The 17,849-nt window shown below is 59.6% G+C and carries 19 protein-coding genes and 1 other annotated feature; all 19 genes read left to right on the forward strand.

Features of this window, described 5'->3' with window-relative positions; all coding sequences use genetic code 11:
* Nucleotides 1-360: 360 nt before the first annotated feature.
* The 19 genes from CLV97_RS13995 to rpoB all read left to right on the forward strand — a co-directional run bounded on the left by CLV97_RS13995 (nucleotide 361) and on the right by rpoB (nucleotide 17,752).
* Entirely contained in the window at nucleotides 361-885 is a 525-nt protein-coding gene (locus tag CLV97_RS13995) for a CarD family transcriptional regulator (RefSeq protein ID WP_245891600.1), read from the forward strand.
* A gap of 79 nt (nucleotides 886-964) precedes the next feature.
* Nucleotides 965-2,050, forward strand: a complete 1,086-nt coding sequence (locus tag CLV97_RS14000; RefSeq protein ID WP_106346156.1) for a PIN/TRAM domain-containing protein — start codon at nucleotides 965-967, stop codon at nucleotides 2,048-2,050.
* 185 nt (nucleotides 2,051-2,235) lie between these two features.
* Nucleotides 2,236-2,925, forward strand: coding sequence for a 2-C-methyl-D-erythritol 4-phosphate cytidylyltransferase (ispD, locus tag CLV97_RS14005; RefSeq protein ID WP_245891601.1), 690 nt, complete (start codon nucleotides 2,236-2,238; stop codon nucleotides 2,923-2,925).
* The gene (gene ispF / locus CLV97_RS14010; protein WP_106346158.1) at nucleotides 2,922-3,401 is read left to right on the forward strand and encodes a 2-C-methyl-D-erythritol 2,4-cyclodiphosphate synthase; all 480 of its coding nucleotides are present in this window, start codon (nucleotides 2,922-2,924) and stop codon (nucleotides 3,399-3,401) included. Before ispD ends, ispF begins: the two co-directional genes overlap by 4 nt.
* Before the next feature lie 929 nt (nucleotides 3,402-4,330).
* The gene (gene epsC, locus CLV97_RS14020) at nucleotides 4,331-5,062 is read left to right on the forward strand and encodes a serine O-acetyltransferase EpsC (RefSeq protein WP_106346159.1); all 732 of its coding nucleotides are present in this window, start codon (nucleotides 4,331-4,333) and stop codon (nucleotides 5,060-5,062) included.
* Nucleotides 5,031-6,434, forward strand: a complete 1,404-nt coding sequence (gene cysS, locus CLV97_RS14025; RefSeq protein ID WP_106346160.1) for a cysteine--tRNA ligase — start codon at nucleotides 5,031-5,033, stop codon at nucleotides 6,432-6,434. Before epsC ends, cysS begins: the two co-directional genes overlap by 32 nt.
* Nucleotides 6,435-6,495: 61 nt before the next feature.
* On the forward strand, nucleotides 6,496-6,915 hold the full coding sequence (locus CLV97_RS14030) for a Mini-ribonuclease 3 (protein WP_106346161.1): 420 nt from the start codon (nucleotides 6,496-6,498) through the stop codon (nucleotides 6,913-6,915).
* On the forward strand, nucleotides 6,912-7,661 hold the full coding sequence (gene rlmB / locus CLV97_RS14035; protein WP_106346162.1) for a 23S rRNA (guanosine(2251)-2'-O)-methyltransferase RlmB: 750 nt from the start codon (nucleotides 6,912-6,914) through the stop codon (nucleotides 7,659-7,661). Before CLV97_RS14030 ends, rlmB begins: the two co-directional genes overlap by 4 nt.
* Nucleotides 7,661-8,164, forward strand: coding sequence for an NYN domain-containing protein (locus CLV97_RS14040; RefSeq protein WP_106346163.1), 504 nt, complete (start codon nucleotides 7,661-7,663; stop codon nucleotides 8,162-8,164). Before rlmB ends, CLV97_RS14040 begins: the two co-directional genes overlap by 1 nt.
* Nucleotides 8,165-8,247: 83 nt before the next feature.
* Nucleotides 8,248-8,907 carry an RNA polymerase sporulation sigma factor SigH gene (gene sigH, locus CLV97_RS14045; protein ID WP_106346214.1) on the forward strand — a complete coding sequence of 220 codons (660 nt, stop codon included), beginning with the start codon at nucleotides 8,248-8,250 and terminating at the stop codon, nucleotides 8,905-8,907.
* Between the two features lie 577 nt (nucleotides 8,908-9,484).
* Nucleotides 9,485-9,634: a 50S ribosomal protein L33 gene (gene rpmG / locus CLV97_RS14050; protein WP_092039294.1), complete on the forward strand. Its 150-nt coding sequence runs from the start codon at nucleotides 9,485-9,487 to the stop codon at nucleotides 9,632-9,634.
* Between the two features lie 26 nt (nucleotides 9,635-9,660).
* The gene (gene secE / locus CLV97_RS14055; protein ID WP_106346164.1) at nucleotides 9,661-9,882 is read left to right on the forward strand and encodes a preprotein translocase subunit SecE; all 222 of its coding nucleotides are present in this window, start codon (nucleotides 9,661-9,663) and stop codon (nucleotides 9,880-9,882) included.
* 76 nt (nucleotides 9,883-9,958) lie between these two features.
* Nucleotides 9,959-10,492 (forward strand): transcription termination/antitermination protein NusG, encoded by a 534-nt coding sequence (nusG, locus tag CLV97_RS14060; RefSeq protein WP_106346215.1) that lies wholly within the window; start codon nucleotides 9,959-9,961, stop codon nucleotides 10,490-10,492.
* A gap of 243 nt (nucleotides 10,493-10,735) precedes the next feature.
* Nucleotides 10,736-11,161 (forward strand): 50S ribosomal protein L11, encoded by a 426-nt coding sequence (rplK, locus tag CLV97_RS14065; protein WP_106346216.1) that lies wholly within the window; start codon nucleotides 10,736-10,738, stop codon nucleotides 11,159-11,161.
* A 126-nt stretch (nucleotides 11,162-11,287) separates the two neighbouring features.
* Nucleotides 11,288-11,986: a 50S ribosomal protein L1 gene (gene rplA, locus CLV97_RS14070; protein WP_106346165.1), complete on the forward strand. Its 699-nt coding sequence runs from the start codon at nucleotides 11,288-11,290 to the stop codon at nucleotides 11,984-11,986.
* Between the two features lie 56 nt (nucleotides 11,987-12,042).
* Nucleotides 12,043-12,183, forward strand: a sequence feature (ribosomal protein L10 leader region).
* A 19-nt stretch (nucleotides 12,184-12,202) separates the two neighbouring features.
* Nucleotides 12,203-12,715, forward strand: coding sequence for a 50S ribosomal protein L10 (gene rplJ, locus CLV97_RS14075; protein WP_106346166.1), 513 nt, complete (start codon nucleotides 12,203-12,205; stop codon nucleotides 12,713-12,715).
* Between the two features lie 87 nt (nucleotides 12,716-12,802).
* Nucleotides 12,803-13,168, forward strand: a complete 366-nt coding sequence (gene rplL, locus CLV97_RS14080; protein WP_106346217.1) for a 50S ribosomal protein L7/L12 — start codon at nucleotides 12,803-12,805, stop codon at nucleotides 13,166-13,168.
* Between the two features lie 168 nt (nucleotides 13,169-13,336).
* On the forward strand, nucleotides 13,337-13,945 hold the full coding sequence (locus CLV97_RS14085; RefSeq protein WP_106346167.1) for a class I SAM-dependent methyltransferase: 609 nt from the start codon (nucleotides 13,337-13,339) through the stop codon (nucleotides 13,943-13,945).
* Nucleotides 13,946-14,200: 255 nt separating this feature from the next.
* Nucleotides 14,201-17,752 (forward strand): DNA-directed RNA polymerase subunit beta, encoded by a 3,552-nt coding sequence (rpoB, locus tag CLV97_RS14090; RefSeq protein ID WP_106346168.1) that lies wholly within the window; start codon nucleotides 14,201-14,203, stop codon nucleotides 17,750-17,752.
* The last annotated feature ends 97 nt before the right edge of the window (nucleotides 17,753-17,849 follow it).

Genomic DNA, 17,849 nt, shown 5'->3' on the forward strand with positions numbered 1-17,849 from the left:
TGGGTTCGTCCTGAACATATAAAAACCTTCCTTCGGAATTGTTTTATTCCGAATTCAACAAAAAAGGCTGTTGACCCTTCTTTGTCAACAGCCTCAACCCCGGGACCCCCGGGGTTTTTTATTTTTTAAATTTGACGAAACATTTTACCATCACGCTTCGTTTAAGTTAGTACACAGGATGTATGTTCGGAGAAGGAGGCTTGCGCGCCCTCGATGAGCCCATTTTTTCCGCCGAGGGGGCCGGGCATGTTTCTCTGTTTTACAGGAAGGAAACATATTGACGACAGATTGGTTGTGTGATAACATATTTTTTTGTTTATTGACATACCCGCTCCTTTTGTGATATATTGGAAGCAGATTATGCCTGTGGGGGTGGGTTTTTTGTTCAACATCGGCGACAAGGTGGTTTATCCTCTGCACGGGGCCGGCGTGATCGAATCGATCGAGGAAAAAGAGATTCTGGGCGAGCGGCAGAAGTATTACATCATGAAAATGCCCATCGGGGACATGAAGGTCATGGTCCCGATGAAGAGCGTCGAATCGATCGGTCTGCGCGAAGTGGTGGATGAGGAGACGGTGTCCCGGGTGCTGGAACGGTTGAAAAGCCGGGACTGCGGCACCACCGCCAACTGGAACCGGCGCTACCGCGCCAACATGGACAAGATGCGAAGCGGAGACATTTATCAAGTGGCCGATGTGGTCCGGTCCCTGATGCTCCGCGACCGGGAGAAGGGGTTATCCACCGGAGAACGCAAGATGTTGGACAATGCCCGCCAGATCCTGATCAGCGAATTGGTCCTGGCCAAGGGAATCGACGAAGAGCAGGCTTCGAATCTGCTGGATGAGCTGGTTTGTTCCTCGGAAAATGCCGCGGATGCGGAGTAAAAGATTTTGTGAACTGATATTTATAGCGTTTACCATTTTTTCATTTGCCTATAATGAATACCAGAGGAGGTGAAGCCCCGTGTTGAAGAGGTCGGTTCAGCTTGCCTTCGCATTGGTCGGAGCAACGCTGGGATATCATTTTGGTCCTGCGTTCTTCGAACTGCTTCGCGAGTCACCCCTTAAGCTCGGTGAAGTGCCTGCACCACACTACATTGGAGCCTTGTTGGGGGCGCTCCTCCTGTATGTGGCCACGATCTGGCTTTCCAGCAATGTCGTCAGGTGGATCCGGTGGAGCGAGGAACGGTTGGTGAAGATTCCCGCCGCGGACTTTCTGTTCGGCGCCTTGGGATTGATCCTCGGTCTGATCGTCGCTTTTCTCATTGAGTCTTCCCTTTCCCGCCTTCCCCTGCCAGGCCTTTCATCGGTCCTGCCCATTTTGGCCTCCGCGCTCTTGGGATATCTCGGGTTTCGGGTGGGGTACAAGAAGCGAGATGAGCTGATGTCGGTTTTCACGATGGGGCGTCAAAACAAGGATAAAAAGAAAGAATCCAAGGACGTGGATCACAAGATCCTGGACACCAGCGTGATTATCGACGGCCGGATCGCCGACATCTGCCGGACGGGCTTTTTGGAGGGGACGCTGGTGATCCCCAGTTTTGTCCTGGAGGAACTGCAGCACATCGCCGATTCCTCCGATGTGCTGAAGCGAAACCGGGGACGGCGCGGCCTGGACATCCTGAACAAGATCCAGAAGGAATTGAAGATGGAGGTCCTCATCTACGAGGGGGATTTTGAGGAAGTCAACGAGGTTGACAGCAAGCTGGTCAAGCTGGCCAAGGTGCTTTCGGGAAAAGTGGTCACCAACGACTTCAACCTGAACAAGGTTTGTGAGCTGCAAGGGGTCAAGGTGCTCAACATCAACGACCTGGCCAACGCGGTGAAACCCGTCGTCCTTCCGGGAGAAGAGATCAACGTGCAGGTGATCAAGGACGGGAAGGAACACGGGCAAGGAGTGGCCTATCTGGATGACGGGACGATGATCGTCATCGAGGGTGGCCGCGAATTTATCGGTGAACGGATTGACGTGTTGGTCACCAGTGTGTTACAAACATCTGCGGGGAGAATGATTTTCGCCAAGCCGAAATTGCTGGAGAAGGCCCTTTGATCCCCCCGGCGTGCTCCGCAGCCGCAACGGACGGTCGTCGAAAGCTGCGGAAGGCGGGGGGATCCGGGAGGCCGGCATTCGGTCAGATGCGCCCCCATCAATCCAAGTATGCGCGGATTCGCCCGCGTCGGGTGGTTCCCGGCGTCCGGGCGTTCTCTGCATTTTGTGAAAGGGGACAAGTCATCGTGACCGTCGGTGTCATCATTCCGGCGGCGGGCCGGGGAAAGCGGATGGGGGCTCCCGTGAACAAGCCCTTTCTGCCCCTCGGCGGACAGCCGGTGCTGCTGCATACCCTTCGCGTTTTTGACACCCACCCGCAGGTGAATGAAATCGTGGTCGTCGCCGCCGCCCGGGAGACGGAACGGGTGCGGGAACTGTTGCGGAATCAGGGTTTGTCCAAGGTGACCCATGTGATTCCCGGGGGAGCGGAGCGTCAGGAGAGCGTTTTTCGGGGACTTGAGTTCCTCTCCACGGAATGGGTGCTCGTCCACGACGCGGTTCGCCCCTTTGTCACCCACGAGCTGATCGATGCCCTGCTTCAGGCCGTCCGCCTGCACGAAGCGGCCATTTTGGCCGTTCCCCTGAAGGATACGGTGAAGATGGTGGGAGATGCGGGGGTGGTCGAGAAAACGCCGGATCGCAGCCGGCTGTGGGCTGTCCAGACCCCCCAGGCTTTTCGCCGCACCCTGCTGGAGGATGCCCACCGGCGCGCCGCGGAGACCGGACTGCTGGGAACGGATGACGCGATGCTGGTGGAGGAGCTGGGGGCAAAGGTCCGGGTGGTTCCGGGAGATTATGCCAACATCAAATTGACGACGCCGGAAGACCTGGTCGTCGCCGAAGCGATCTTGACCATGAGGAGAAACAGCGAATGATAAGAATCGGACAGGGTTTTGACGTTCACCGGTTTCAGGAGGGGCGCCCTCTGATCCTGGGAGGGGTGCGGATTCCCCATTCCCACGGGCTGATCGGCCATTCCGACGCGGACGTCTTGCTGCACGCGATCACCGATGCGGTGTTGGGAGCCTTGGGAAAAGGGGATATCGGCACCTATTTTCCCGATACGGACCCCGCCTTCAAGGATGCGGACAGCGCCGAACTCCTGAAGGCGGTCTGGGAGATGGCCCGGAGCGCGGGGTACAAGCTGGGCAACGCGGACGCCACCATCGTCGCCCAGCGTCCCAAGATGCTTCCCCACATACCGGCCATGCGCGAACGGATCGCCGAATTGTTGGAGGCGGATGTGGGGCGGGTGAACATCAAAGCCACCACCACGGAGCGGTTGGGGTTCACCGGACGGGAGGAGGGCATCGCCTCCCTGGCGGTCGTCTGTTTGGTGAAGGAGGGCTGAAGCCCTCATTCATCGGGGGAAGGGGCGCGCCTCCTTTCCTGGCGGCGCTGGAGGAATAGCTGAGGACATCGATGATAACGGTGATGTTCCCTCGTTCTGCCGCTTCCCTCGCCCCCCGCCCCCCCCACTCGGCCCGGCACGCAAAGGGGATTGGCTTGTACACGGCTGGTTCCTCCCGTCTGAAAGAAATCGGGACGGTTCATCGCGGGCATGCTTTTTATGCTTTCCTTGCAGTGTGATCGGTGTCCGCCGCCTCGAAGGTCCTCAACTAACCTGGGTAAGCGATTTAACTGGGAACCCGTTTTTACGTACCGCGCCCGGGAGGTTTAAACGCATTTGCAAAAAGTTGTGGATGGTTGAGTGATGCTTTCCCCGATGGATATGTCCTTCCCTCGGAATGATACTTACGTAAGGAACCGGCACGATGCGGGCGGGGCTCTCTCCGCCTGCTGAAAGTTGACGCGGACGCAGGGGCTGCGCCGGTTGACAACCGGGATGGCTTGGTGGAAAATAAATTGAAAGATCGAAACGCATCCTATAGACGGCTGAAAGAGGGAATCCGGCCAATGCCGTCTGATTCACCGGAAATGCGATGACCGGGAGAGTAGGCTGCGAACCGTAGCTGCAGAGAGGGGTGCCGTCGGCTGCAAGCACCCTGCTCGGGTCGCACCCGAATGCACCCGCGAGTTGCCGCCCGAAACCGCCGGAGGGTGGGAGTAGGCGCGGACGGACGCCGCCGTTACCGGCTTCGAGGGGAACTCCCGCCAGGGGGTTCAAGCAGAGTGGAACCGCGGAAATCCCGTCTCTGCAGCGATCGCTGCAGAGATTTTTTATTGGGCGGCCGATGTCCGGGTCACGGGCGGGGCGCGGCGATCCGGAATCCGCCCCGCGCATTTCGCCGCAACACTTCACCGGAGGGGGGAAGTTGCATGTCCTTTAGGCGGATCAGGGAAAAGTGGGAAGGGATTCGTGAAACCCTTCGTTCCGATATACAGGCGGTGTTCGACCGGGATCCGGCGGCCCGCGGCGTTCTAGAGGTGGTGCTGACCTATTCCGGGCTGCACGCCATATGGATGCACCGCATCGCTCACTGGATGTATAAGAAAAAGTGGTTTCTCCTCGCCCGCATGCTTTCCCAGTTCAACCGGTTTCTCACCGGGATCGAGATCCACCCGGGGGCCAAAATCGGGAAGGGGTTGTTCATCGATCACGGGATGGGCGTGGTGATCGGTGAAACCTGCGAGATCGGGGACAACGTGACGATCTATCAGGGTGTCACCTTGGGGGGGACCGGCAAGGAAAAAGGGAAGCGGCACCCGACCATTGAGGACAATGTGTTGATCGCCTCGGGCGCCAAGGTGCTGGGTTCGATGCGGATCGGTCGCAATTCCAAGATCGGTGCCGGTTCCGTGGTCCTGCGGGAAGTGCCTCCCAATTCGACGGTGGTGGGCGTTCCCGGGCGCGTGGTGGTGCAGAACGGGGTGCGGGTTCCCAACGATCTGGATCACTGCAACCTTCCGGATCCCGTCCACGAAATGTTCTGCAAGATGCAGGAGGAGATCGACCGCCTGCGTAAGGAAGTGGATTCGCTGAAGAAGCAGATGGAAACTGATCGGGAGGAACAAGAGGATGTCTATTCAACTGTACAACACTCTGACTAGAAAAAAGGAACCCCTCAGGACGGTGGAGACCGGCAGGGTGAAGATCTACGTGTGCGGACCCACCGTGTACAACTACATTCACATCGGCAACGCCCGGGTGTTCGTCTTTTTTGACGTCGTCCGCCGTTATTTGAAATACCGGGGGTACGAAGTTACCTACGTGCAAAACCTGACCGACGTGGACGACAAGCTGATCAAAGCTTCTCAGGAGACGGGACGCCCGGTTCCGGAAATCGCAGAAACTTACATCGGAGCGTTCTTCGAGGATATGGACAGCCTGGGGGTGGAGCGGGCGGATGTCCATCCCCGGGCGACGGAGCACATCCCGGAGATGATCGAAGCGATCCGCACGCTGATCGACAAGGGATACGCCTATGAACGGGACGGGGATGTCTATTTTCGGGCCTTGTCCAAGGAGGGTTACGGAAAACTCTCCCATCAGTCCCTGGAAGAGCTGAAGGCCGGGGCCCGGGTGGAGGTCAACGAGCGGAAGGAGAACCCCCTGGACTTCGCCCTCTGGAAGCGGGCCAAACCCGGTGAGATCAGCTGGGAAAGCCCCTGGGGACGGGGCCGGCCCGGATGGCACATCGAGTGCTCCGTGATGTCGCGGAAGTATTTGGGGGACACTTTTGATATCCACGCGGGGGGAACCGACCTCACCTTTCCCCATCACGAAAACGAGATCGCCCAAAGCGAGGCGCTCACCGGAAAACCGTTCGCCCTCCAATGGATGCACAACGGCTACATCAACATGGGCAGCGAAAAGATGTCCAAATCCCTGGGCAACATCGTCCGGGTGAAGGATCTTCGCGAAGAGTTCTCCCCCCGGGCGATCCGTCACTTCCTCCTCTCCGCCCACTACCGCAACCCGATCCAGTTTACCCGGGAAACGATGGAGCAGATGGAGCGGGGAATTGAGCGGATCGACACGGCCTGGACCAACCTCCGGCATCGAATGAAGGCCTCCATGGAGGGGCCGGTTTTGCCGGAAACGGCGAAGGCCCTCGATGAGCTGACCCGGGAGTTTGAAGGGGCGATGGACGACGACTTCAACACCGCGAGCGCCATCGGCGTTCTCTTCGAGGGGGTCAGGATGGCCAATGAGCTGATCGGTCGGGACGTGGTCCCCCGCGGCACCCTTCAGGCGGTCGCCGATTGGCTGAATCACTACGGCGGAGAAATCCTCGGCCTCGTGGCAACGGAGGCGGAAGAGGAGACCGACGAACAGGTGGAGGCTTTGATCCAGAAGCGTCAGGAAGCCCGGAGGAGGCGGGATTTCGCGCAGGCCGACGCGATTCGCGACCAGCTTGCGGCGATGGGGATCATCGTGGAAGACACTCCGCAGGGGGTTCGTTGGCGGCGAAAGTCCTGAGGGATCCGTACGGGAGGGAAGAAAACCGGAATTTCCGGGAAAAAGCGAGGAATTGACGTCGATGATCGGAATGACCGATGAAAAGCTTCCCAAGAGGCCGCGGGAGATGAATCCCCTTCTGTTGGCCTACATCGGGGATGCGGTGTATGAATTGTACGTGCGATACCATCTGCTCGCCCGGGGCATCGTTCGGCCGGACGAACTGCAGCGGAGCGCGACGGCCTACGTTTCGGCGGCGGCCCAGGCCGAGGCGGTACGGCGGACGGAGGAGATGCTGACCGAAGAGGAGCGGGACATCCTCCGGCGGGGAAGAAACACGAAGCCGGGGAGCGTGCCCCGGCGGGCGACGCCTGCCGACTACCGCACCAGCACGGGGCTGGAGGCTCTGGTCGGATATTGGTATCTGACGGGACAGACCGAGCGGCTGCATCAGATGATGCATGCGATTTTGCACCGAATGGAAGAGGGCGAAAGCGGATGAACACGGAATGGATTGTGGGACGGCGCTCCGTCCAGGAGGCGCTGAAGGCGGGGCGTGAACTGGAGAAGTTGCTGGTGGCCGAAGGGTCCGCCAAAGGGGGATTGGCCGCCCTGCTCAAGATGGCGCGGGAAAGGGGAATTCCCGTCCAGCAGGTGCCCCGCAGCCGGTTGGACCGATTGGCGGCGGGCGCCAACCACCAGGGGGTCGCGGCGGAAGCGGCCGCGTACAAATACGCCCGGTTGGAGGATCTTTTCCGCCGGGCCGAGGAGCGGGGGGAGGCTCCCTTTTTCATCCTTCTGGACGGAATCGAGGACCCTCACAACCTGGGCTCGATTTTGCGGACGGCGGACGCAGCCGGAGCCCACGGGGTGATCATTCCGAAGCGCCGGGCCGCGGGCCTCACCCCCGCCGTCGGCAAAACATCGGCCGGCGCCGTGGAACACGTTCCGGTGGTTCGCGTGACCAACCTGCCCCGGACGGCGGAGGAGCTGAAGGAGGCGGGGGTGTGGATCATCGGCAGCGCTCCGGAGGCGGCATCGGATTTCACCGAGGCGGACTACACCATGCCGCTGGCGCTGGTCGTCGGCAGCGAAGGCCGGGGGATGAGCCGCCTGATGAAGGAGACCTGCGATCTGCTGGTCCGCTTGCCCATGGCCGGACGCGTCGCCTCCCTCAACGCCTCCGTGGCCGCCGCGCTCCTGATGTACGAGGTGCTTCGCAGCCGGAGGAGCCAGGGGGATCGCTGATGGAGGAATGGCTGATCGTTGACGGCTACAATGTCCTGGGGGCTTCCTCCGAAGCGGCCCAGTCCGGCTCCCTGGAGGAGGCCAGGGACCGGTTGATCCGCCGGCTGTCGGAGTATCAGGCGATATCGGGGCGAAAGGTGATCCTCGTCTTTGACGCCCACCGCATGCCGGGCGCGGGAACGAAACAGGAGCTGGAGCGGATCGAAGTCCACTACACCCGCCACCGGGAAACGGCCGACGAACGGATCGAAAAGCTGGTGCGACAACTCCGGCAGCCCGGTCGGCAAATTTTTGTCGCCACGTCGGATTATCTGGAACAGCGGATGGTGTTCGGTCAGGGGGCATACCGGATCTCTTCCCGGGAGCTTTTGAGGGAAATGGAAGCGGCCCGGGAGGGGGCGAAAAGGGAGAACCTGATCCGCCAAATGCCGCGAAAATCGGGAATGGACGGGCTGTCCGACGAGGCGAGACAACGGTTGGAACGTTGGAGAAGGAAAAAATAGGCGGAAATTTGACGTTTTTGTAGCGACTCAGATATAATGGAATTACTATGGGGCTTCGAGCAAACAGGGTCGGAGGGATGATGGTGAGCGTTGACCTTCAATCCAGCAAAATGATCCCGCACAACAACTACCGGACGATGACTGACGAAGAATTGGTGGACGGTGTACGGTTGGGGGATACCGGAGCGTTGGAGTATTTGATCAATAAGTACAAAAATTTTGTCAGGGCGAAGGCGCGTTCCTACTTCCTCATCGGTGCCGATCATGAGGACATTTTCCAGGAGGGCATGATCGGCCTGTACAAGGCGATCCGCGACTTTCGAGGGGACAAGCTGGCTTCCTTCAAAGCCTTCGCCGAATTGTGCGTCACGCGGCAGATCATCACCGCGATCAAGACGGCGACGCGCCAGAAGCACATTCCGCTCAATTCCTACGTTTCGCTGGACAAGCCCATTTACGATGAGGATTCGGAACGCACCCTGCAAGACGTCCTGACGGGTGGCTGCGCGACGGATCCTGAGGAATTGTACATCAACCGGGAAGAGCACGAAGACATCGAAGACAAGATGGCGCAAATCCTGAGCGAACTGGAACGGAAGGTGCTGATGCTCTACCTGGACGGCCGCTCTTACCAGGAAATCGCGGTCGACCTGAATCGACACGTCAAGTCGATCGATAACGCTCTGCAAAGGGTCAAGCGGAAGCTGGAGCGTTATCTGGAAATCCGCGAGGTCACCTCTTAATCCGCGTGCCATCCCGGTTCCCCGTTGGATGTCCAATTCGCGCGATTTCGCGCGATCGGCCACCTCACCCTGTTTTGTTATAGACTCATTCGACACGAGTCCGCAATTTCCTCCTCGTTTTACAAAAGAAATTGTAAAAAATGAAGACGCCCTGTCTTTCGGGATGTCTGTTCGACGAAAAATCCGGTTGATGAAGGCGTTTTTTCCCATCCTTTGTCGTCGGGTGCGTGCCCCCCTCGGCCCGGTCCGGGGCGGGGGCTCTTCTTTTTCCCGAAGGGGAGGGGCTGTGGGGGTTGACGAGGGTTGGGACTGCCGGCGCTTGTTCCCCGGGATTGTGCGGCGTCACCTCCCGCCGGTCTGAAGAACTCCCGGCGTTCGCGGCGGGGGCGGTTTAAACGGCGTCCCATCCGGTGCATAATGGAAAGACGGACAGCCGTTTGCAGAGAATCCCCATTTTCGCCCCTCCGTTGAGGAGTCAAGCGGATTGAATTGACAGGTCGCAAGCCATGTGATAAAGTTTTGTGGGTATACATTCCTATGGCGGTACAGCCAAATCCTGCGTCGAGGAGGTGTCCCCATGCGTGTGATCATTACGTTGGCCTGCACGGAGTGCTCGGAGCGGAACTACACCACGACCAAAAACAAACGGAAGCATCCGGACCGGTTGGAGCTCAGGAAGTATTGTCCGCGATGCAACGCACACCGGGTTCACCGTGAAACCAAGTGATCGATTGAGATAGGGGTGACGGTTCCATGGGTTTTATCGGCCGCCTCGGGATCGGGATACGCAAAAGCTTTACCGGCATAATCGATTTTTTTAAAGGCAGTGTCACGGAGCTCAAGAAGGTTCGCTGGCCGAACCGGAAGGAGCTGACCAGCTACACCGCCGTCGTGGTGATCACGGTGGCGTTATTGACTCTCTTTTTCACGGTGATCGATCTCGGGATCGCCAAGCTGGTGGATTTGATCACGTGAAGCCGTCGGGGAGGAAAAACGCCATAAGGGGGGACAGGGCGGCGAAGCCCCAGGCATGGACAGGAACGATCAGGCCATGGAGAAAAAGTGGTATGTGGTTCACACCTATTCCGGATATGAAAACAAAGTGAAGACCAACCTGGAGAAGCGCGTCCATTCCATGGAGATGCAGGACAAGATCTTTCGCGTTCTGGTGCCCGTGGAACAGGCGGTGGAGCACAAAGACGGAAAGCGAAAGACGGTGATGCGCAAGGTTTTTCCGGGTTATGTCCTGGTCGAGATGATCATGACGGACGACTCCTGGTACGTGGTGCGCAACACGCCGGGTGTGACCGGATTTGTCGGCTCGTCCGGGGCAGGGTCCAAACCGACCCCCCTTATGCCGGAAGAAGTGCAAGCCATCCTCCGTCAGATGGGGATGGAAGAAGCCCGACCCCAGGTGGATTTTTCCGTTGGTGAAAGCGTCCGGGTGAAGAAGGAACCCTTCGCCAATTTCGTGGCAACGGTGGAAGAAGTGGATGTCGACCGCCAGCGGCTTCGGGTCCTGGTCGACATGTTTGGCCGGGAAACTCCGCTGGAAGTGGAGTTCGATCAAGTGGAGAAGCTTTGATTCCCTCTTTCCCTTTGCCGGCGAATGTGTTACAATTGCCGTTTGTAAGCCCATGGTACATCCGTTGTCCGGCGGAAAGCGGCCATGGATCCGCCGGACGATGGAATTGGCTTTTCGATAAGGAATGGATTGGCGACCGGGATCTCCGGCTCCTTTCGGGCTCCGGCCGCAGGGAGCAGTCGCCGGTCGCCAGTGGGAGGGCATGTCCCGAAGGAACCACACTTGAGGAGGAGGTTGGTCATCGTGGCCAAAAAAGTGGTTAAAGTGGTGAAGTTGCAGATTCCCGCCGGCAAGGCGAACCCGGCGCCCCCCGTGGGACCGGCTCTCGGTCAGGCCGGTGTCAACATCATGGGTTTCTGCAAGGAGTTCAACGCGCGCACCGCGGATCAAGCCGGTCTGATCATTCCGGTGGAGATCACCGTGTATGAGGACCGTTCCTTCACCTTTATCACCAAAACGCCGCCGGCGGCCGTTCTGTTGAAGAAGGCGGCCGGGATCGAGAAGGGTTCCGGCGAACCCAACAAGAACAAGGTGGCTACCATCAAGCGGAGCAAAGTGCGGGAAATCGCCGAGATGAAGATGCCCGACCTGAACGCCGCCGACGTGGAATCGGCGATGCGCATCGTGGAGGGCACCGCCCGCAGCATGGGCATCGAGATCGAGGATTGAGCCCTGTCCGGCTTCGCGGGACAAAAAGCGCCGGAATCCGGCGAGCGAGCGTGGCGGTTGCCGCCACGGGCAATCTGCGCGCGTGTGGGAGGAATTTCCGCTACGACCACGAAAGGAGGATGAACCGTGGCGAAACATGGTAAAAAGTACTTGGAAGCGGCGAAAAAGGTGGACCGGGAAAAAGCGTACGAGCCCCGGGAGGCGCTGGAGCTGGTGAAATCCATCGCCCCGGCCAAGTTTGACGAGACGGTGGAGGTGGCTTTCCGCCTGGGGATCGACACCAAACGGGCCGATCAACAGGTGCGCGGAGCCGTCGTCCTGCCGCACGGAACGGGTAAGACGAAGCGCGTCCTGGTGTTCGCCAAGGGTGAGAAGGCCAAGGAGGCGGAACAGGCCGGAGCCGACTATGTCGGCGACGAGGACCTGATCAACAAGGTGAGCCAGGGTTGGCTCGATTTCGACGTCGTCGTGGCCACCCCCGACATGATGGGGCAAGTGGGTAAACTGGGCCGGATCCTGGGTCCGAAAGGTCTGATGCCCAACCCGAAGACGGGCACCGTCACCTTCGACGTGGCCAAGGCGGTGCAGGAGATCAAGGCGGGGAAAGTGGAGTACCGCGCCGACAAAGCGGGTATCGTCCACGTTCCGATCGGCAAGGTCTCCTTCGACACCGAAAAGCTGGCGGAGAACCTGCAAACCCTGTCGGAAGCCCTGATCAAGGCGAAACCGGCCGCCGCGAAGGGGACCTACATGCGCAGTGTCACCGTTTCTTCCACCATGGGGCCCGGGGTGCGGGTCAATCCGGCTGCCTTCACGGGCCGCTGATGGAAACCCCCTCGGTTGACACGGCCGTTTCGGTGGAGTAAGGTTATAGAGTGACAATCGAAAAAGACCGAATGCCGTAGACAGCAGGTGCGCAAACAGCGCTTAATATCCTGCCGAGGCGGGTGCAACGTCCTTGAGAGGACCGATGTGCGTTTTCCCGGCCTTCGTGTGTCTGCGAAGGTTTTTTTCATTTGTTCCAACCAAGGAGGTGGTTCCATGTCCAAGGCCCTGGAGAAGAAGAAACAGGTGGTCGCCGAAATCGCCGAGAAACTGAAAAACAGCAAGAGCACGGTCCTGACCGATTACCGCGGCCTCACCGTTGCGGAGATGAACGAGCTGCGCAAGCAGCTTCGTGAAGCCGGGGTGGAGTACAAGGTACTGAAAAACACGCTGACCCGCCGCGCCACGGCGGAGACGGGTCTGAGCGAACTGGACCAGCACCTGACGGGCCCGACGGCCATCGCCTTCAGTGAGGAGGATGTCGTCGCACCCGCCAAGATCCTGTATAAATTCTCCAAGGATCACGAGGCCCTGGAAATCAAGGGGGGCGTCGTGGAAGGACGGGTGGTCAGTCTCGACGAGATCAAGGAACTGGCGGATCTGCCGTCCCGCGAGGGGCTCCTGTCCATGCTGCTTAGCGTGCTGCAGGCGCCGATGCGCAACTTTGCGCTGGCAGTCAAAGCGGTCGCCGACAAAGAGGGCGGCGAAGATCAGGCCCAGGAAGCGTAAGCGGGGAATGTCGACGGTTCGGTTGGCACCCGCAGGTCCGGCGACGGGCAAACAGGTTTTGATATTCGCAAGAGGAGGTTATGCATGATGACTAAGGAAGAAATCATTGAGGCCATCAAAGGGATGAGCGTTCTCGAGCTGAACGATCTGGTGAAGGCGATCGAAGAGGAGTTCGGTGTGACGGCGGCTGCGCCGGTGGCGGTGGCTGCTCCGGGTGCCGCGGCCGAAGCGGCGGAGGAAAAGACCGAATTCGACGTGATCCTGGCCAACCCGGGCGGCTCCAAGATCAACGTGATCAAGGTGGTCCGCGCCATCACCGGACTGGGTCTGAAGGAAGCGAAGGCCCTGGTGGACGAAGCTCCGAAACCGATCAAAGAGGGAGTTTCCAAGGAAGAAGCCGAAGAGATCAAGTCGAAGCTGGAAGAAGCCGGTGCTACCGTCGAGTTGAAGTAACCCACCGGCTGACCCGCCGGCAGTCGCCGGCGGGTTGCTTTTATTCCTCGGAGGGAACGGGAACGCGGGGTGGACTTTGCGAAGCCTTGCCGCAAAGGGACGTTCCCTTTTGTCCGGGCGGCGAGAGGCCGGAGAAGGGCGCAGGGGATATGAGGGGAGTGAGCATCGGTGACCGACCGGTGGGAGCATTATTTCACTTCCCGGCCGGAAACCACCGGAGACGAGCGGCAAATCGTCGCACGCCTCAAGGGGTTTGAGTTTCGTTTCTGGACCGATGCCGGGGTTTTTTCCAAACAAGGGGTCGACTTTGGAACCCGCCTGTTGATCGAAACGGTTCATCTGCCGGAGGCGGCGGAGATCCTGGATCTCGGATGCGGTTACGGCCCCGTGGGAATTGTCTGCGCGAAGGCGGACCCTTCCTGCCGGGTGACCATGGTGGACGTGAACCGGAGGGCGCTCCTGCTGGCGGAGCGCAACGCCCGGCTCAACGGCGTGAGCGACCGGGTGACCATCCTGGAAAGCGACGGACTGCGCGCCCTTTCGGACCGCCTTTTCGATGCCGCTTTAATCAACCCGCCGATCCGGGCCGGCAAGGCGGTGGTCTATCGGTTGTTCGCCGAGTCGGCGGAGCATCTCCGGCCCGGCGGATCTCTCTGGGTGGTGATCCGCAAAAAGCAGGGGGCCGAGTCGGCGAAGAGAGAGCTGGAGAAACACTTCCGGAGCGTCTCCCGCGTCGAGCAGAAGAAAGGATACTGGATCCTGAGGGCGGACCGGTGAAGGAGGGGCCGGCGTCCAAAATGGTTGACACCGGAAGATCGTTGTGATAACGTTATAAAATGCCAACTAATGTGTGGGTGCATTGTGTCCTTTTTTCCTCCTAAACCATTTTCCACTCCGGTGCGGGAATAAGCCGCTCCGCGATTGGTTAACATAAGTGAATAGACTGTTTCAGGTGGGAAAATGCGGTAAATTTGGCCCGTTTTCTTTTTTTGACGGGAAGACGCGCCAATCGGGTACGAGGGGGGAGCTTATTTGGCAGGCAAAATGGTCCAGTACGGCCGGCGCATGCGGCGGAGCTACTCGAGGATCAACGAAGTGCTGGAACTGCCCAATCTGATCGAAATCCAGCAGAAATCGTACCAGTGGTTCCTGGAAGAAGGATTGCGCGAGATGTTTCAAGATATCTCGCCGATCGAGGACTTTACCGGCAACCTCGTCCTGGAGTTCATCGATTACAGCCTGGGAGAACCGAAATATACGGTGGAGGAGGCGAAGGAGCGGGACGTCACCTATGCGGCGCCGCTCCGGGTGAAGGTCCGCCTCATCAACAAGGAGACGGGCGAGGTGAAGGAACAGGAGGTGTTTATGGGCGATTTCCCGCTGATGACGGAGACGGGCACTTTTATCATCAACGGTGCCGAGCGGGTGATCGTCAGCCAACTGGTACGCTCTCCCAGCGTCTATTACAGCATGAAGATAGACAAGAACGGGAAGCCGATGTACACGGCGACCGTGATCCCCAACCGGGGGGCATGGTTGGAGTTTGAAACCGACGCCAAGGATATCCTCTACGTGCGGATCGACCGCACGCGGAAGATTCCGGTGACGGTTCTTTTGCGTGCCTTGGGATTCAGCAGCGACGCGGACATCCTCGACCTGCTCGGCGAGGACGAGTTCGTCCGCAACACGCTGGACAAGGACAACACGGGCACGACGGAAAAGGCGTTGATCGAGATCTACGAGCGCTTGCGCCCGGGTGAACCGCCGACGGCGGAAAACGCCCGCAGCCTGCTGTATTCCCGGTTTTTCGACCCGAAGCGGTACGATCTGGCCCATGTGGGACGGTACAAGATCAACAAGAAGCTTCACATCAAGAACCGTTTGCTGAACCAGCGTCTGGCGGAACCGATCGTCGATGCCGAAACCGGGGAGATCATCGCCGAGGCGGGCCAGGTGGTGGACCGTCGGACCCTGAACAAGTTGCTTCCCTATCTGGAAGGGGAGAAAGCCTACGGAATCAAGGAATATTCCCTGCGCGGCGGCGCCGTGGAAGGTCCCTGCCGGCTGCAGGCGATCAAGGTCTTCTCTCCGGAACAGGAAGGCAAAGTGATCAACGTGATCTCCAACGCCGTGGTGGATCAGTCGGTCAAGCACATCACCCCGGCCGACATCGTCGCCACCGTCAACTACTTCATCAACCTGCTGCACGGCGTGGGCAGCACGGATGACATCGACCACCTCGGCAACCGGCGCCTCCGTTCCGTCGGAGAGCTGCTTCAAAACCAGTTTCGCATCGGCTTGTCCCGGATGGAACGGGTGGTCCGGGAGCGGATGTCGATTCAGGATGCCAATGCCATCACGCCCCAGGCCCTGATCAACATCCGGCCGGTGATCGCCGCCATCAAGGAGTTCTTCGGAAGCAGCCAGCTTTCCCAGTTCATGGACCAGACCAATCCCCTCGCCGAGCTGACGCACAAGCGGCGGCTCTCCGCCCTGGGACCGGGCGGGCTCACCCGGGAGCGGGCCGGTTTCGAGGTGCGGGACGTCCACCACTCCCACTATGGACGGATGTGCCCCATCGAGACGCCGGAGGGTCCCAACATCGGGTTGATCAACTCCCTTTCCACCTATGCGAGGGTCAACGAATACGGGTTCATCGAGACGCCCTACCGGAAGGTGGATCCGGATACCCACCGGGTGACGGACGAGATCGTCTACCTGACCGCCGACGAGGAGGACAACTACTACATCGCTCAGGCCAACGCGCCGCTGGATGAAGAGGGGTATTTCGTCAACGAACAGGTGGTTGTCCGCTATCAGGATGAAACGATCTCGGTGCCCCGGGAACGGGTCGATTTCATGGACGTGTCGCCCAAGCAGGTGGTCTCCGTGGCGACCGCATGCATTCCGTTCCTGGAAAACGACGACTCCAACCGCGCCCTGATGGGATCCAACATGCAGCGGCAGGCGGTTCCGCTTTTGAGGCCGCGCGCTCCCTACGTGGGCACGGGAATGGAATACAAGGCGGCCCGGGATTCCGGCGTCACCGTCATCGCCAAGCGTTCGGGGGTCGTCGAGCGGGTGACCGCCGACGAGATCTGGATCCGCCACGAAGAGGAAGTGGACGGCCAGATCGTCAAGGGCGATCTGGACAAATACAAACTGATCAAGTTTGCCCGCTCCAACCAGGGGACCTGCATCAACCAGCGGCCCATCGTCAAGGTGGGCGACCGGGTGGAGAAAGGGGACACCATTGCCGACGGCCCCTCCACCGAGCAGGGAGAACTGGCCCTCGGGCAAAACGTCCTGGTCGCCTTCATGACCTGGGAAGGATACAACTATGAGGACGCCATCCTCCTCAGCGAAAAGCTGGTGAAGGAGGACGTCTACACCTCCATCCACATCGAGGAGTACGAATGCGAAGCCCGGGACACCAAGCTGGGTCCCGAGGAAATCACCCGGGACATCCCCAACGTCGGGGAGGACGCGCTTCGGAACCTGGACGAACGGGGAATCATCCGGATCGGTGCCGAAATCAAGGCCGGCGACATTCTCGTCGGCAAAGTGACCCCCAAAGGGGTGACCGAGCTGACCGCCGAAGAGCGGCTTCTCCACGCCATCTTCGGGGAAAAGGCGCGGGAAGTGCGGGATACCTCCCTCCGCGTCCCCCACGGCACCGACGGGATCGTCGTCGACGTGAACGTGTTCACCCGGGAAAACGGGGATGAACTGCCTCCCGGCGTCAACCAGTTGGTCCGGGTGTACATCGCCCAGAAGCGGAAAATCTCCGAAGGGGATAAAATGGCGGGCCGCCACGGAAACAAAGGGGTGATCGCCCGCATCCTGCCCGAGGAGGATATGCCCTTCCTTCCGGACGGAACACCGGTGGAAGTGGTGCTCAACCCCCTGGGCGTGCCTTCGAGGATGAACATCGGGCAGGTGCTGGAGACGCACCTGGGGATGGCCGCCAAATCCCTCGGCCTGTACATGGCCACGCCGGTCTTTGACGGAGCGAACGAGTACGACGTGATGGAGGCCCTGAAGGAAGCGGGGCTGGATGAAGACGGCAAGACGATCCTGTATGACGGTCGGACCGGCGAACCCTTTGAAAACCGCGTGACCGTCGGCGTGATGTACATGATCAAGCTGGCCCACATGGTGGACGACAAGATCCACGCCCGTTCCACCGGACCCTACTCCCTGGTCACCCAGCAGCCGCTGGGCGGGAAAGCGCAGTTCGGCGGACAGCGGTTCGGCGAGATGGAGGTGTGGGCTCTGGAAGCGTACGGAGCCGCCTACACCCTGCAGGAGATTCTCACCGTCAAATCGGACGACGTGGTCGGCCGCGTCAAGACCTACGAAGCGATCGTCAAAGGGGAGAACGTGCCGGAACCCGGTGTCCCCGAATCCTTCAAGGTGCTCATTAAGGAGCTGCAGAGCCTGGGGATGGATGTGAAAATCCTCGCTGAGAACGAGGAAGAGATCGAAATCCGGGAGATGGAGGAGGAAGAGGAGTCCGCGGGTGACAAACTGGGACTGGATCTGGAAAGCGGGGAAGTCCAAAAGACCCCTTCCACTTCCTAAGGAACGCCGGCATGCATCGCAGCAGATCGACCTCGACCGATCGACGGCGGCTTCCCGCCGATCCGCAGTCCACGGCGTGAATCGGGATGATCCTGAG

Source organism: Planifilum fimeticola (assembly GCF_003001905.1).
In the GTDB taxonomy this organism is placed as follows: domain Bacteria; phylum Bacillota; class Bacilli; order Thermoactinomycetales; family DSM-44946; genus Planifilum; species Planifilum fimeticola.